The following is a 13,812-nucleotide window of genomic DNA, read 5'->3' as shown; positions in this document are numbered from 1 at the left end:
ATGATCTCCCGATCACCGCCGGCGAGGTGAGCTGTCGGGTTCGGGCGATCGGTGCCCGGCCGCGGTCCGCGGCTTCACCCCGAGGCGCGCTCCGACCAGGCCCCCGTGGGCCGTCGCGCGCCGGAAGAGTGGGTCCCCCACCCCTGCCCTGGGAGTTGACGTGGGCGACCGGTGGGCAGGGTTTGGCGGACCGGCGCCGCGCTCCGTGTTCGCTGAGCGCAGCCAAAACGTTACGTGTCGTCATGTCGACTGTCGTCGTGACGGCGGTCACAGCACGGTTCGACTGGGACCCGTGGGGTACGGCGTGACGTCGGCGTGATCCCCGCGCGGGTAACGGAACGCGCTGCTCGCCGCGCGCGATCCGGCCCTGCCGCGGTCCTCCCGCCCCCGTCCCGGCCGCCCCGGATCCCGTGACGAAGGCCACCGGCGACGGGCTCCCCCTCCCCCGTCGGGACCGCGCCGCGAGGCACCCGCCGGGTGCCCGGACCTCCCTGGGGTCCCCCGCACGGACACGCGACTCGAGGTGACCGGGATCCCGGTGAGCGACGTCGACGTCGCCAGGGCCTTCCACGTCGAGCAGGTCGGTTCCGGGCTCGACCACGACGTCAGCCCGGCCCCCGGGCATGCGTGTGGTGCAGATGACGCCGGGCTCCCCCTGCTCGGTGGTCATCGTCCAGGGCATGCCGCTGGGCGAGCCGGGCTCGACCCGGGGCCCGCCGCTCGTCGTCGAGGACGTCGACGCCGTCCGCCGGGAGCTGGCCGAGCGCGGGGTCGACGTGACCGAGGTCCAGCAGCCGGGCCCCGAGGGCGCCCCCGGCTCGCGGTTCGCATTCTTCAGCGACCCCGACGGCAACGGCCGGTCGTTGCAGGAGATCCGCCGCTCCTGAGGCCGGTCAGGCCAGCGCGCGGCCCGCGGCCTCCCGGAGGGCGACGGCCAGGTCGGCCTCCGCGCGCTGGTCGGTGCGGGCGACGACCACCCGCGGCCCGCCGCACGCCAGCGCGGCAGCGAGCTCCTCCGGCGTGGCCACCGCCGTGGCCGCCCACCCCAGGGACGCCGCGACGGCGACCAGGTCGCGCCCGTGCGGCGTGCCGAACACCCGCCGGTAGTCGCGGGCGTACGCCGGCCGCCCCGGCTCCAGCTGGGCGAAGATCCCGCCGCCGTCGTTGTCGGGCACCACCACGGTGAGGTCCGGGCGCGGCTCGCCCTCGCCGGTGAGCAGCCCCTGCAGGTCGTGCAGGAACGTGAGGTCGCCCATGAGCGCCACCGCCGGCCCGCCGTGCGCCAGCGCGGCGCCGACGGCGGTGGACACCGTGCCGTCGATGCCGGCGACGCCGCGGTTGGCGAGCACGGCGACGTCGCCGCGCGGCACGGCGAGCCGGTCGACGTCGCGCACCGGCGTCGAGGAGCCGAGCACCAGCAGCGCCCCGGACGGCAGCGCGGCGACGACGTCGCGGGCCAGCCGGGCGGCGGTCAGCCCGGGCGCGGTGTCCAGGGCGGCGTCGACGGTCGCGCCCACCCGGTCCGCGGCCACGCGCCAGGCGGCGGCCCAGCCCGGGTCCGACGGCGGGCCGCCCGGCGGGGCGGCGCGGGTGACCAGCGCGGCCGAGCGGCCGGCGTCGGGCCAGCGCGGCCCCGCGACCACGGTCTCCACGCGCACCCGCGGGTCGGCCAGCAGCGCCGACACCGGCCGGGACAGCGTCGGCCGGCCGACGACGACCACGCGCTCGGGCCGGTGCGCGTCCAGCCAGCCGGGCACGCCGAGCAGCAGCGCCCCGCCGCGCACGGCGCCGTCGGTCCACGCCCCGCCGCTCGGCTCGGCGACCACCGGCCAGCCGGCCGCGGCGGCGCCGGCCGCCCACGCCCGGCCGACGGCGTCCGGCCCGTCCCCGGCGACGACGAGCGTGCGCGGGCCGTCCGCGACCGGCGCGGTCGCGGCGGGCGCGGACGCGCCGGCGGTCCACGGCGCGCCGCCGTCCCGGCCGGCCCACGGGCCGGTCAGCGGTCCGGGCTCCTCCTCGGGCAGCAGCGGGTCACGGAGCGGCAGGTCCAGCTGGACCGGCCCGGGGTCACCGGACAGGACGCCGGTGGCCGCGAGCAGCGCCCGGGACACCACCGAGCGCCAGTAGCGGTTCTGCGCGGCCTCGCGGCCGGCCTCGGGCACGCCGACGTCGGCCGCCCAGCGCACCGCGCCGCCGTAGAGGCCCGGCTGCTCGATCGTCTGGTTGGCGCCGGTGCCGCGCAGCTCCGGCGGCCGGTCGGCGGTCAGCGCCAGCAGCGGCACGCCGCTGACGTCGGCCTCGAGGACGGCGGCATGCAGGTGCGCGGTCGCCGTCCCGGAGGTGGTGAGCACCGGCACCGGCCGGCCGGACGCGCGGGCCAGGCCCAGGGCGAGGAAGGACGCCGTCCGCTCGTCGATGCGCACGTGCAGCCGCAGGACGCCGGCCCGCTCGGCGGCGGCCAGCGCCAGGGCGACCGGCGCCGAGCGCGAGCCGGGCGCGACGACGGCGTCGCGGACCCCGCCGCGGACGAGCTCGTCGACCAGCACGCGGGCCAGCGCGGTGGAGGGGTTCACGCGGCCAGCACCGCGCCCAGCCGCTCGGTCCAGCGGGCGGTCACGTCAGCGGGCGCGGCCACGGCGTCCAGCCGGGCGGGGTCGGGCCGGGTCACCGGCAGCACGCCGTCCACCGGCAGCAGCGGGGCGTCGGTGACGTCGCCGTCGAGGAGGGCGACCGTGGCCAGGCCGCAGGCGAAGGGCAGCTCCGGCAGCGCGGCGGCCAGCGCGACCCCCGCGGCGATGCCCACCGAGGACTCCAGCGCGGAGGAGACCACGCACGGCAGCCCGTGCGCCTCGGCCACGCGCAGCGCCGCCCGCACGCCGCCCAGCGGCTGCACCTTGAGGACGACGACGTCGCCGGCCTCCCGCAGGTCCACCCCCAGCGGATCGCCGGCGCGGCGCACGCCCTCGTCGACGGCGACGCGGACGTCGACCCGGCGGCGCAGCGCGGCGAGCTCGGCCAGCGTGGCGCAGGGCTGCTCGACGTACTCCAGGCCCACCCGGTCCAGCTCCCGGATCCGGGCGACCGCGGTGTCGACGTCCCAGGCGGCGTTGGCGTCCACCCGGACCGCGCCGGACGGGCCGAGCGCGTCGCGGACGGCCTCCACGCGGGCGAGGTCGTCGGAGCGCGTCTGGCCCGGCTCGGCCACCTTCACCTTCGCCGTCCGGCAGCCCGACGCCGCCACGATCGCGTGCGCCCGCTCGGGCCCCACCGCGGGGACGGTCACGTTGACCGGCACCGCGTCGCGCACCGGCGCGGCCCAGCCCTCCAGCGCAGCCTCGGCGGCGGCCGCCCACCACCGGCGGCTCTCCTGCGCGCCGTAGTCCCAGAACGGGGAGAACTCGCCCCAGCCGGCCGGGCCGTGCACGAGCACGCCGTCGCGGACGTCGATGCCGCGGAAGCGGGTGCGCATCGGCACCGACCACACCGCCAGCCGGTCGATCCCCTCGGGGAGGCCGGCGGGGGTGATCACGCCCGCAAGCCTATGTCGCGCGCGACGTACCCTCGGGACCCGTGATCCGGCAGCTGACCGTCCTCCCCGCGCCGGACTCCCCCGACGCCGTCCTCGGCACCGTGCTGCCCGCCGTCCGCGAATGCCTGGAGGGCGCCGCGCCGCTCGCGGTCCTCCCGGCCGGGCCACCCGCGGCGGCCGCGCGGGAGGTCCTCGCGCCGGACGAGCCGCTGGAGGACGGCGCCGACCTCGTCGTGGTCACCTCCGGGTCCACCGGCGGCCCGCGCGGCGTGCTGCTGCCGGCCGCGGCGCTGCGGGCCTCGGCGACGGCGACCCTCGACCGGCTCGGCGGGCCCGGCGTCTGGCTGCTCGCGCTGCCGGTGTCGGCGATCGCCGGGCTGCAGGTCCTGGTGCGGTCCCTGCTCGGCGGCACCGCGCCCGCGGTGCTCGCGCCCGGGGAGGACCTGGCCGCGGCGGTTGGGCGGATGCCCGCCGGCCGCCGGTACACCGCCCTGGTACCCACCCAGCTGCGCCGGTACCTGGAGCGCGAGCCGGAGGCGCTGTGCGCGTTCGACGCGGTGCTCGTCGGCGGCGCGGCCACCGACCCCGACCTGCTGGCGCGCGCCCGCGGGGCCGGCGTCGCGGTGGTCACCACGTACGGCATGACCGAGACCGCCGGCGGCTGCGTCTACGACGGCGTCCCCCTCGACGGCGTCCGGGTGCGCGTGGGCGCCGACGGGATCGCGGTCGCCGGGCCCGTGCTGGCGCTCGGCTACCGCCGCGACCCGGACGGCACCGCGGCGGCCTTCGCCGGCGGGGAGTTCCACACCCGCGACGCCGGGTCGGTCGGCCTCGACGGGCGGCTGACCGTGGCCGGGCGGCTCGACGACGTCGTCGTCACCGGCGGGGTGAACGTGGCTCCGCAGGCGGTCGAGGGGGCGCTGCGCACGCACCCCGCCGTCGCCGACGCCGTGGTGTTCGGCCGGCCCGACGAGGAGTGGGGGCAGCGGGTGGTGGCCGCCGTCGTCCCGGCGCCGGGCGCCGCGCCCGACCTCGCGGCCCTGCGGCCGTGGGTCGCCGAGCGGCTGGGCGGGCCGTCCGCGCCGCGCGAGCTGCACGTGATCGAGTCGGTGCCGACCCTGCACACCGGCAAGCCCGACCGCCGCGGCGTCGCGGCCCGGCTCGGCGGGGTCGGCTAGTGGCCACCCCCGCGCAGTGGGTGGCCGGCGCCCGGCCCCGTACGCTGCCCGCCGCGCTCGCGCCGGTGCTCGTGGGCACCGGCGCCGCGGCCGCGCTCGACGGCTTCCGGCTCGTGCCCGCGCTGCTGGCGCTGCTCGTGGCGCTGGCGCTGCAGGTGGCGGTCAACTACGCCAACGACTACTCCGACGGGAAGCGCGGCACCGACGCCGTCCGGGTCGGGCCGATGCGGCTGGTCGGCTCGGGCGCCGCCTCGCCCCGCGCGGTGCTGACGGCGGCGCTGCTGTCCTTCGCCGTCGCGGGGGTCGCGGGGCTGGCGCTGGCGGCACTGTCGAGCTGGTGGCTGGTCGCCGTCGGCGCGGTGTGCATCGCCGCGGCCTGGACCTACACCGGCGGCCCGCTGCCCTACGGCTACCGGGCGCTCGGCGAGGTGTTCGTCTTCGTCTTCTTCGGCCTGGTCGCCGTCGCCGGGACGACGTTCGTGCAGACCGGGCGGGTCGAGGGGCTGGCGCTGGCCGCCGCCGTGCCGATCGGGCTCCTGTCGGTGGCGCTGCTGGTGGTGAACAACCTGCGCGACGTCGAGGGCGACGCCCGGGTGGGCAAGCGCACGCTCGCGGTGCTGCTCGGCGACCGCGCGACCCGGCGGTTCTACGTCGTCCTGCTCGCGGTCGCGTTCGCCGTCGTCGTCGCGATCGGGGTGGGCCGGCCCTGGGCGCTGCTCGCGCTGGCCGCCGCGCCGCTGGCCGTGCCGCCGTCGCGGGTGGTCCTCTCCGGCGGGCGCGGGCCGGCGCTGATCGCCGCGCTGCAGGCCACCGGCCTGCTCACCCTGGTCACCGGCGTCCTGCTCGGCGCCGGGCTCGCCCTGTCGGGCTGAGCGGGGGGGCTCAGGCGGCGGCGTCGCCCGACAGCCGGGCGCGCAGCTGCTCCTTGCGGGCGCGGCGGGCGACGCTGCGGGCGGCCAGGCCCTCGGTGAGCTTGTCGCGGACCGGGCGCAGCAGGACCAGCGCCACCGGCATCGACAGCAGCAGGCCGAACAGCAGCGCCGGGAAGCCGGGAAGGCCGACCAGCCAGATCAGCGCGACGAGCGCGACGGCGATGACCAGCCGGCCGAGCGTGTAGAGCAGCAGCCACGGGGCGATCCGCGGCGGGGTCGCGGGACCGCCGGTGGGCGCGCCCGGGGTGGTGCTCTCGGCCATGCTGCTGTCCTCCTGCGTGCGGTCGGGCGTCATCCCGTCCGGCCCTCCCACTTGGTGGAGAGCACGACGGTCGTCCGGGTGCGGGCGACGCCCTCGATCCTGTTCAACGCGTTGATGGCGGCCTCGAGTGCCGGGATGTCGGTCACCCGGACCTTGAGCACGTAGCCCTCGCTGCCGGCGACCCGCCAGCAGTCCTCGACCTCGGGCATCGCCCGCAGCGCCGCCTCGACGCCGGTGTCGTCGACGGCGTCGCTCTCGATCACGCCGATGAGCGCGGTGACGTCCAGCCCCAGGGCGGCCGGGTCGACGACGGCGCGGTAGCCGAGGACCACGCCGGAGGCCTCGAGCTTGCCCACGCGCTCGTGCACGGCCGGCGCGGAGAGCCCGACCTGCCGGGCCAGCTCGGCGATGCTGGCCCGGCCGTTGGCGCGCAGCAGGTCGATCAGCTGCCGGTCGACGGCGTCGATGGAGGGCTCCGTCCAGGTCGTGTGCGGACGCGGTCGCGGTCCGCTCCCCCGAGTATCCCTGCGCTCGTACATTGGGCGGCGAGGGACGTTCCTGGAGAGGGGAGGCCGGGTGCCGGTCGTGCTGCTGGTGGTCGCGGTGCTCGTGGTGGTGCTCGTCGTCCGGGCGACGGCGGTCGCCGGGAGCGAGTTGCGCCGGGAGCGGCCGGCCCGACGTCCGCGGCCCTCGCGCGCGGTCCGTCCGGTCGCCCCCGACGACGACCCGGAGTTCCTCCGCGAGCTCGGCCGCCGCGTCCGCCGCGACGACGGCTCCCCCGCCTAGCGGACCCACTCCCGCTGCACCTCCGCGGAGGGGCACGGCCGAGGTGACGTCAGGCCGCGCGGCCGCCGAAGAGGCGGCGCCAGCCGCGCGGGCCCGGCGGCTCCGGGTCCCCGTCCGGCCCGGTCCCCGGCACGGCGGGGACGACGTCGATGCGCGCGGTGGCCTCGGGGCCCGCCGTCGCGTCGGTCCCGGCCGGCCCGGCCTCCGTCGTCTCGCCGGCGTCGCCGGCCCGGTCCAGCGAGCCCGGCCAGCCGAGCCCGCCGCCGGTGGTGGTGTCCCCCGGCCAGCCCAGGTCGCCCTCGGTCCCCTGCGCGGCGGCTCCGGGCGCGTGCCGGGTCACCGGGGTGCCGGTGGCCAGCGCGGCCGCCACGATCGGGTCGGTGCCGGCGCCGTCGGCGGCTGCGTGCCTACCCACGGCGTCCCCCCGCGCGTGCAGTCATGCGCCCATCGCAACACGCCGGGCCGGGAACACGCGCCCCGACCCCCTCACGGGAGTGAGGGGTGGGACGGGTGGGGCGGACGGGGCGCAGGTCAGTTGACCCCGCCGTAGCTGTGCAACCCGGACGACACCATGTTCACGTAGAGCAGGTTGAAGACCATGACGCCCAGGCCGACCACGTTGACCCACGCCGCGGGCCGGCCGCGCCAGCCCGCCGTCGTCCGGGCGTGCAGGTAGGCGGCGTAGACCACCCAGGCGATGAAGGCCCAGGTCTCCTTGGGGTCCCAGCCCCAGAACCGGCCCCAGGCGCTCTCGGCCCAGATGGCGCCGGCGATCACCGCGAAGGTCCAGATCGGGAAGCCGAAGATCGCCGTGCGGTGCGCGACCCGGTCCAGCGTGGCGGCCGAGGGGATGCGCGCCACCAGCCGCGACGACGACGGGTCGCCGCCGCGGGCCTCGAACCGGCCGCGGACCAGGTACAGCACGCTGGCGATGCCGCTGACGAAGAAGACGCCGAAGCCGAGGATCGCCGTCGACACGTGCACGGCCAGCCAGCTCGACCGCAGCGCCGCCACCAGCGGGGCGCTCTCGACGTAGAGGAACAGCCCGATCGCGACCAGGCTGACCACGACGGGGGCGAGGACGAACAGCCCCAGGTGCCGCAGGCCCGGCGAGCGGACGGCGAGGACGAGGAAGGCCACGACGGCGACCAGCACGACCGCGACGGCGAACTCGTACATGTTGCCCCAGGGCAGCCGCTCGACGGCCAGGCCGCGGGCGACGAGCACCCCGGTGTGGGTGAGCGCCCCGAGGGCGGTGAGCAGCATCGCCACCAGGCCCCAGCGGCGCACCGCCGGCGGGTCGTCCGTGCCGGCCGGGGCCGCCTCGGGGGCCACCGGCTCGTCGACCGGGGCACCGGCGCCGACCAGCGCGCGGGCGCGGGCGGGCCGGCGGCCGAAGGCCAGCTGGGCGGCGAAGGCGACGACGGCGAGCGAGTACAGGCCGACGCTGACGGAGAACAGGGTGTCCGACAGTCCGGACAGCTGGTCGGCGGTCACGCGGGTGTGCCTCCGGTCTCGGGTGCGCCCCCGGACGGGGCGCGGGGCGCGGCGCGGGGGGCGAGGGCCGCCCGCAGGTCGTCGGTCAACGCCGTGAAGCGCGGTGCGCTGTCGCCGCTGCCTCGAGTCAGTCCACCGACCTCGAGCACGGTACCGCCGTCGGCGGAGGGCCCGGTGGCGCGGGCGAAGACCCGCTCCCGGCGCAGCAGCAGCATCCCGAGGAGGCCGGCGAGCACCGCGATCGCCGCGGCGAGCACCCACACCTGCCCCGGGTCGTGCGAGAACTGCATCGCGGCGAACTCCTTGTAGCCGGTGAAGGTCACCGTCGTCCCGTCGGGCAGCGTCAGCGACTCACCCACCGACAGGTTTCCCCGGCCGACCTCGGTGAGCCGGCCGCGCTCGATCTGCGAGGCGTCGAGTGAGTAGACCGACTGCGGCAGGCCGGAGTCCAGGCCGAGGTAGCCCTCGTAGGCAACGACTGCCACCTGCGGCGCCAGCGGGCGCGGGTCGATCGAGGTGAGGACGCCGCCCTGCGTGAGGCCGGTCGGCGCGAAGAAGCCCTCCAGCGCGAACTGGTCCTCGCTGCCGGCGCCCAGGTCGGGCAGCTTGAGCGCGCCCTGGCTGCCCATCATCCGCTGGTCGCTGGGCAGGAACGGCGCCGAGACGTCGTCGATGCTGAACCCGTCGGGCCGGGTCACCGTGAACGTCGGGCTGAACCCGTGGCCGGTGACGTAGACCCGGTCGCCGTCGACCCGCAGGGGGTCGTTGACGCCGATCGTCGTCGGCCGGCCCTCCTCGCCGGGGGCCCCGTAGGTGATGTCGGCGGTGAACGAGGAGGCGGTGAGGTCCTGCTCGTAGGTGGCGCGGAAGTCGTCGAGCCCGACGCAGATCGGCGTCAGGTCGCTGCCCTCCACCAGCGCGCCGGAGGAGTGGGTGTCGTACTGCTGGAACGAGTTGCAGAACCGCTGGCCCTCGGTGACCAGGATGCTGCCCTCGTAGCCCCACAGCTTGCCGCCGGCCAGCGCCAGCAGCAGGCCGACCAGGGCCAGGTGGAAGACCAGGTTGCCGGTCTCCTTGAGCAGGCCCTTCTCGGCCGACAGCTCCTCCACCCCGTCCCGCTCGCGGCGCACCACGCGGTAGCGGCGGACCCGCAGCTCCTCCTCGACGACGTCGAGGGCCCCGGCGGCCGGCAGCGCGGTGGGCAGCGCGGCGGCGTCGGGGAGCCGGGACAGCCGCCGCGGCGCGGGCGGCGGCGGGGTGCGCAGCGCGCGGGCGTGCTCGAGCGCGCGGGGCAGCACGCAGCCGATGAGCGAGACGAACAGCAGCAGGTACACCGCGGCGAACCACGGCGAGCCGAAGACGTCGAACAGGTAGAGCCGGTCCAGCCACGGCGCCAGCGTCGGGTGGTCGGCGAAGTACTGCGTGACGTTGCTCTGCGACAGCGAGCGCTGCGGCAGCAGAGAGCCGGGGATGGCGGCCAGTGCCAGCAGGAACAGCAGCACGATCGCCGTGCGCATGGCGGTGAGCCGGCGCCACTGGCGCAGCAGGAACCCGCCGAGGCGGCGGAGCCCGGAGGGCCGGGCCGGCGGGGTGGGCGCGGCGGCCGGGCGGGGCGGGGCGGTCGTCGTCACAGCGGCGCCGACTCCCCCAGCCCGGTGACCGCCAGCCAGGACCGCAGCCAGCCCATCATCTCGGTCCACGCGCCGGTGACCAGGAGCAGGCCGACGAGCACCAGCACCGCGCCGCCGAAGCGGGTGACCCCGCGGGCGTGCCGGCGCAGGAACGTCGTCGCCCCGACCGCCCAGCGGGCGCCCAGGGCGACCAGCACGAACGGCACGCCCAGGCCCAGGCAGTAGGCGACCGACAGCAGCGCGCCGCGGCCGGCGGTGGCCTCGGTGTAGGCCAGCGAGTAGACCGCCGACAGCGTCGGGCCCAGGCACGGCGTCCAGCCCAGCCCGAAGACGACGCCGAGCAGCGGGGCGCCGGCCAGCCCGGCCGCGGGCCGCACCGACAGCCGGGCGGTGCGCTGCAGGAACGGCAGCCAGCCGAGGAAGCCGAGGCCCACCACGACGACGACCGCGCCCATCACCCGGGTGATGACGTCGTCGTACTGGACCAGCAGCCGGCCCAGCCCGCCGAAGGCGGCGCCCGCGGCGACGAACACGACGGTGAAGCCGAGGACGAACAGCAGCGCGCCGAGCACCATCCGCCCGCGCGGGGTGCGCTCGTCGGTGCGGACGGCGGTGGCCGTGGCGCCCTGCCCGGCGGGGACGGGCGCGGGCGCGGGGCGGGCGCCGGTGCCGACCAGCCCGGTGACGTAGGACAGGTAGCCCGGCACCAGCGGCAGCACGCAGGGCGAGGCGAAGCTGACCAGCCCGGCCAGCGCGGCGACGGCGGCGGCCACCAGCAGGGGGCCGTCGGTCACGAGCTCACGCACGCCGTCCACTCAGCTCTCCTCCCCGAGCAGCCGGTCGAGGACGGCGCGCAGGTCCTCCTGCGCCACCTCGCCCGTGTACACGGCGGCGACCCGGCCGTCCCGGTCCAGCACGATCGTGGACGGGATCGCGTTCGCCGGGTAGTCCCGGAAGGCCAGCGCGACCTCGCCGGCGGGGTCGTACAGCGAGGGGAATTCGATGCCCTGGCTGTCGACGAACGCCTGCGCGAACTGCTCGTCGGCCTCCTTGACGTTGAGCCCCAGGAAGGCCACGCCCCGGTCGCGGACGTCGGCGTAGACCTCCTGGAACGCCGGGGTCTCCACACGGCAGGGCGCGCACCAGGACCCCCAGAAGTTGAGGACGGCGACCTGCCCGGCGAGTTCCTCGGAGGTCCAGTCACCGCCGCCGACCAGGGTGCCGCCGAACGCGGGCGCGGAGTCCCGCTCGCCCTCGGGGATCACCTCGCCGGCCGGGGTGGCCGCGACGAAGCGGAACTCGCCGCCGTTGCTCACGTCGACCGCGTCCGAGCCCGTGGAGCAGCCGGCCAGCAGGGCCGCCGACGCCACGAGGGCGGTCAGGGCGCGCCTCCCGGGGCCCCCGCGGAAGCGCGGAGCGCCGGCGGAGCGCTGTCGTGGGGTGGTCATGCCCCGGGCACCGCGTCGGGGTCGGTGGCCCCGGCCGGCTCGGCGTAGGTGATGCCGGCGACCCGGTCGCCCTCGTAGGTCACCGACGTGACGCTGGCCAGCCCGCACTGCCGTCGGCGCGGGTCGTGCACGTACCGCTTCCCCTCCAGGTGCAGCCGCAGCGTCCAGATGGGCAGCTGGTGGCTGACGCAGACGGCGGTGCCCCCCCGGGCGGCGTCGCGGGCCGCCTCGACGGCGAGCAGCATCCGCGCGGCGATCTCCACGTAGGGCTCGCCCCACGAGGGCCGCACCGGGTTGCGCAGCTTCCACCAGTCCCGCGGCCGGCGGACCAGCCCCTGGCCGCCGGCGACCGGCATCCCCTCGAAGGCGTTGCCGGCCTCGATCAGCCGCTCGTCGACGGCGACCCGCAGGTCCAGCGCCTCGGCGACCGGCTCGGCGGTCTGCCGCGCCCGCTCCAGCGGGCTGGACACCAGGTGCGTGACGCCGCGCCCGACCAGCCACTCGGCGGCGCGGCGGGCCATCGCCTCGCCGGCCTCCGACAGCCGGTAGCCGGGCAGCCGGCCGTAGAGCACCTTCCCGGGGTTGTGGACCTCCCCGTGCCGGAGCAGGTGGACGACGGTCGTCTCCATCAGGGCTGCAGCTCCTGGGCGTCCTTGGCGTCCGCGTCGGACGGGGCGTCGGCGGGGTCGGCGGCCGCGGCGGCGCGGGCGGCGGCGGGCAGCGCGTCGAGCACCCGCTCCACGGCCTCGTCGTCGAGCGCGGCGCTGACGAACCAGGCCTCGAACGCCGACGGCGGCAGGTACACGCCGTGGGCGAGCATCTCGTGGAAGAAGGCGCGGTGGGCCGCGGTGTCCTGGGTGCGGGCGTCGTCGTAGTCGCGCACCTGGCGCTCGTCGGGCACGAAGAAGACCGAGAACATCGACCCGGCCTGCTGCACCCGGTGCGGGACGCCGGCGGCGAACAGGGCCGCGCTGGCCGCGCCGCGCAGGGTGACCGCGACCCGGTCGCAGCGGGCGTAGACGTCGTCGGTGCAGTGCCGCAGCGTGGTGAGCCCGGCGGCGACGGCGACCGGGTTCCCCGACAGCGTGCCCGCCTGGTACACCGGCCCGATCGGGGCCAGCTGCTCCATGAGGTCGGCGCGCCCGCCGAAGGCCGCGGCCGGCAGCCCGCCGCCCATGACCTTGCCGAAGGTGAACAGGTCGGCGTCGACGGGGTCGAGGCCGTACCAGCCCGAGCGGGACACCCGGAAGCCGGTCATGACCTCGTCGAGCAGCAGCAGCGCGCCGTGCTCGGCGGTGATCCGGCGCAGGTGCGCGTTGAATCCGCCCAGCGGCGGGACGACGCCCATGTTGCCCGGCGCCGCCTCGGAGACCACGACGGCGATGTCCGAGCCGCGCTCGGCGAACACGGCCTCGACGGCGGCGACGTCGTTGTAGGGCAGCACGATCGTGTCGGCGGCCGCGCCGGTGGTGACGCCGGGGGTGTCGGGCAGGCCGAGGGTGGCGACGCCGGACCCGGCCGAGGCCAGCAGCGCGTCGACGTGGCCGTGGTAGTTGCCGGCGAACTTGACCACCAGCGGGCGGCCGGTGGCGCCGCGGGCCAGGCGCAGCGCGGACAGCACCGCCTCGGTGCCGGAGTTGACCAGCCGCACCCGCTGGACCGGGCGCACGCGGGCGATGATCTCCTCGGCGAGCTCGAGTTCGCCCTCGGTGGGCGCGCCGAAGGACAGCCCGCGGCGGGCGGCGGCGGTCACCGCCTCGACGACGGCCGGGTGCGCGTGGCCGAGGATCATCGGCCCCCACGACGCGACGAGGTCGACGTAGCGGCGGCCGTCGGCATCGGTCAGCCAGGGGCCCTGGGCCTGCGCGATGAACCGCGGGGTGCCCCCGACGGCGCGGAAGGCGCGCACCGGCGAGTTCACCCCGCCCGGGGTCACGCGCTGCCCGCGGGCGAACAGGTCGGCGGAGACCGGTGCGCCGTAGTCGTACCGGGTCGTGTCCAGCGAGGTCACGGCCCCAGTGTCCCCCCGCTGCCTGGACGCCCGTCGGGGGTGTCGGGGCCGGCGTCGTGTGAGCCTGCGCTCCCCGGGACCGCGGACAGCAGCGCGCCGGCGAGCGCCGCGGGGTCGCGGGTGGGCACGAGCACGGTCCGCCCGTCGGTCAGCCGCAGCGGCAGCCCGGTGCGCCCGCGGGGCACCGACCAGCCGCCGCCCAGGACGGGGGCGCCGGCGTCCACGCCCGCCGTCCCCTCGCGCACCGCGCGCAGGTGGGCGGCGTCGACGTCGGCCAGGGGCACCCGCTCGCGGCCCACCGACAGCGCGCCGTCGGGACCGCCGCCGGCGACCCGCACCGTCCACACCCGCCGGGCCGCCGTGCAGCCGAAGGCCACGACGCCGAGCACCGCGACGACGGCGAGCACCCACAGCAGCGGCGGCACGTCCGGGCCGGGCAGCACCAGGTCCAGGACGGCGAGGAGCCCGAGGACCCCGGCGACCAGCCAGAACGGCCGCCAGGAGCCCCCGGGCTCGACGTAGGTCATCGGGGCGTGGA

General features: G+C 77.6%; 16 protein-coding genes and 1 riboswitch. Of the genes, 4 read left to right on the top strand and 12 right to left on the bottom strand.

Features of this window, described 5'->3' with window-relative positions; all coding sequences use genetic code 11:
- Window positions 1-171: riboswitch (cyclic di-AMP (ydaO/yuaA leader) on the bottom strand.
- 467 nt (window positions 172-638) lie between these two features.
- Complete coding sequence (locus ACI8AA_RS10595; RefSeq protein WP_457044413.1) at window positions 639-887, top strand: VOC family protein; 249 nt, start codon at window positions 639-641, stop codon at window positions 885-887.
- A 6-nt stretch (window positions 888-893) separates the two neighbouring features.
- Here the strand turns inward: ACI8AA_RS10595 and menD are convergent, their stop codons facing one another.
- Together menD and ACI8AA_RS10585 are read right to left on the bottom strand one after the other, a co-directional pair.
- The gene (menD, locus tag ACI8AA_RS10590) at window positions 894-2,573 is read right to left on the bottom strand and encodes a 2-succinyl-5-enolpyruvyl-6-hydroxy-3-cyclohexene-1-carboxylic-acid synthase (RefSeq protein ID WP_457044412.1); all 1,680 of its coding nucleotides are present in this window, start codon (window positions 2,571-2,573) and stop codon (window positions 894-896) included.
- Entirely contained in the window at window positions 2,570-3,529 is a 960-nt protein-coding gene (locus tag ACI8AA_RS10585) for an o-succinylbenzoate synthase (protein WP_457044411.1), read from the bottom strand. Before ACI8AA_RS10585 ends, menD begins: the two co-directional genes overlap by 4 nt.
- 41 nt (window positions 3,530-3,570) lie before the next feature.
- Between ACI8AA_RS10585 and menE the strand changes: the two genes are divergently transcribed.
- Window positions 3,571-4,707 (top strand): o-succinylbenzoate--CoA ligase, encoded by a 1,137-nt coding sequence (gene menE, locus ACI8AA_RS10580; protein ID WP_457044410.1) that lies wholly within the window; start codon window positions 3,571-3,573, stop codon window positions 4,705-4,707.
- The gene (locus ACI8AA_RS10575) at window positions 4,707-5,579 is read left to right on the top strand and encodes a 1,4-dihydroxy-2-naphthoate polyprenyltransferase (protein WP_457044409.1); all 873 of its coding nucleotides are present in this window, start codon (window positions 4,707-4,709) and stop codon (window positions 5,577-5,579) included. The genes menE and ACI8AA_RS10575 overlap by 1 nt, the downstream gene beginning before the upstream one ends.
- 10 nt (window positions 5,580-5,589) lie before the next feature.
- On the opposite strand, the gene ACI8AA_RS10570 is transcribed toward ACI8AA_RS10575, so the two are convergent.
- Window positions 5,590-5,901 carry a DUF4229 domain-containing protein gene (locus tag ACI8AA_RS10570; protein WP_457044408.1) on the bottom strand — a complete coding sequence of 104 codons (312 nt, stop codon included), beginning with the start codon at window positions 5,899-5,901 and terminating at the stop codon, window positions 5,590-5,592.
- A 29-nt stretch (window positions 5,902-5,930) separates the two neighbouring features.
- The gene (locus ACI8AA_RS10565; RefSeq protein ID WP_457044407.1) at window positions 5,931-6,440 is read right to left on the bottom strand and encodes an Lrp/AsnC family transcriptional regulator; all 510 of its coding nucleotides are present in this window, start codon (window positions 6,438-6,440) and stop codon (window positions 5,931-5,933) included.
- Between the two features lie 37 nt (window positions 6,441-6,477).
- On the opposite strand from ACI8AA_RS10565, the gene ACI8AA_RS10560 reads away from it, so the two are divergent.
- The gene (locus ACI8AA_RS10560; protein WP_457044406.1) at window positions 6,478-6,687 is read left to right on the top strand and encodes a hypothetical protein; all 210 of its coding nucleotides are present in this window, start codon (window positions 6,478-6,480) and stop codon (window positions 6,685-6,687) included.
- A gap of 49 nt (window positions 6,688-6,736) precedes the next feature.
- Here ACI8AA_RS10560 and ACI8AA_RS10555 read toward each other — a convergent pair whose 3' ends face one another.
- The 8 genes from ACI8AA_RS10555 to ACI8AA_RS10520 all read right to left on the bottom strand — a co-directional run bounded on the left by ACI8AA_RS10555 (window position 6,737) and on the right by ACI8AA_RS10520 (window position 13,801).
- Window positions 6,737-7,102 carry a hypothetical protein gene (locus ACI8AA_RS10555; protein ID WP_457044405.1) on the bottom strand — a complete coding sequence of 122 codons (366 nt, stop codon included), beginning with the start codon at window positions 7,100-7,102 and terminating at the stop codon, window positions 6,737-6,739.
- Window positions 7,103-7,218: 116 nt separating this feature from the next.
- Window positions 7,219-8,184 (bottom strand): c-type cytochrome biogenesis protein CcsB, encoded by a 966-nt coding sequence (gene ccsB, locus ACI8AA_RS10550; RefSeq protein ID WP_457044404.1) that lies wholly within the window; start codon window positions 8,182-8,184, stop codon window positions 7,219-7,221.
- On the bottom strand, window positions 8,181-9,815 hold the full coding sequence (gene resB / locus ACI8AA_RS10545; RefSeq protein WP_457044403.1) for a cytochrome c biogenesis protein ResB: 1,635 nt from the start codon (window positions 9,813-9,815) through the stop codon (window positions 8,181-8,183). The genes ccsB and resB overlap by 4 nt, the downstream gene beginning before the upstream one ends.
- Window positions 9,812-10,630 carry a cytochrome c biogenesis CcdA family protein gene (locus ACI8AA_RS10540; RefSeq protein WP_457044402.1) on the bottom strand — a complete coding sequence of 273 codons (819 nt, stop codon included), beginning with the start codon at window positions 10,628-10,630 and terminating at the stop codon, window positions 9,812-9,814. Before ACI8AA_RS10540 ends, resB begins: the two co-directional genes overlap by 4 nt.
- Window positions 10,631-11,263 (bottom strand): TlpA family protein disulfide reductase, encoded by a 633-nt coding sequence (locus tag ACI8AA_RS10535; protein WP_457044401.1) that lies wholly within the window; start codon window positions 11,261-11,263, stop codon window positions 10,631-10,633.
- Window positions 11,260-11,892, bottom strand: a complete 633-nt coding sequence (locus tag ACI8AA_RS10530) for a histidine phosphatase family protein (RefSeq protein ID WP_457044400.1) — start codon at window positions 11,890-11,892, stop codon at window positions 11,260-11,262. The genes ACI8AA_RS10535 and ACI8AA_RS10530 overlap by 4 nt, the downstream gene beginning before the upstream one ends.
- Complete coding sequence (gene hemL, locus ACI8AA_RS10525; protein ID WP_457044399.1) at window positions 11,892-13,274, bottom strand: glutamate-1-semialdehyde 2,1-aminomutase; 1,383 nt, start codon at window positions 13,272-13,274, stop codon at window positions 11,892-11,894. Before hemL ends, ACI8AA_RS10530 begins: the two co-directional genes overlap by 1 nt.
- On the bottom strand, window positions 13,271-13,801 hold the full coding sequence (locus ACI8AA_RS10520) for a hypothetical protein (RefSeq protein WP_457044398.1): 531 nt from the start codon (window positions 13,799-13,801) through the stop codon (window positions 13,271-13,273). The genes hemL and ACI8AA_RS10520 overlap by 4 nt, the downstream gene beginning before the upstream one ends.
- Window positions 13,802-13,812: the final 11 nt, after the last annotated feature.

It is taken from the genome of Geodermatophilus sp. SYSU D01180 (assembly GCF_054050415.1).
Note: the sequence above shows the minus strand (reverse complement) of the source record. Positions and strands in the feature narration are given on the sequence as shown.

Bases quoted from the DNA above. Each gene is read 5' to 3' on its own strand.
- ACI8AA_RS10595 (WP_457044413.1), top strand. From the start codon at position 639: ATGACGCCGGGCTCCCCCTGCTCGGTGGTCATCGTCCAGGGCATGCCG.
- ACI8AA_RS10570 (WP_457044408.1), bottom strand. From the start codon at position 5,901: ATGGCCGAGAGCACCACCCCGGGCGCGCCCACCGGCGGTCCCGCGACC.
- ACI8AA_RS10565 (WP_457044407.1), bottom strand. From the start codon at position 6,440: ATGTACGAGCGCAGGGATACTCGGGGGAGCGGACCGCGACCGCGTCCG.
- ACI8AA_RS10535 (WP_457044401.1), bottom strand. From the start codon at position 11,263: ATGACCACCCCACGACAGCGCTCCGCCGGCGCTCCGCGCTTCCGCGGG.
- ACI8AA_RS10530 (WP_457044400.1), bottom strand. From the start codon at position 11,892: ATGGAGACGACCGTCGTCCACCTGCTCCGGCACGGGGAGGTCCACAAC.
- ACI8AA_RS10520 (WP_457044398.1), bottom strand. From the start codon at position 13,801: ATGACCTACGTCGAGCCCGGGGGCTCCTGGCGGCCGTTCTGGCTGGTC.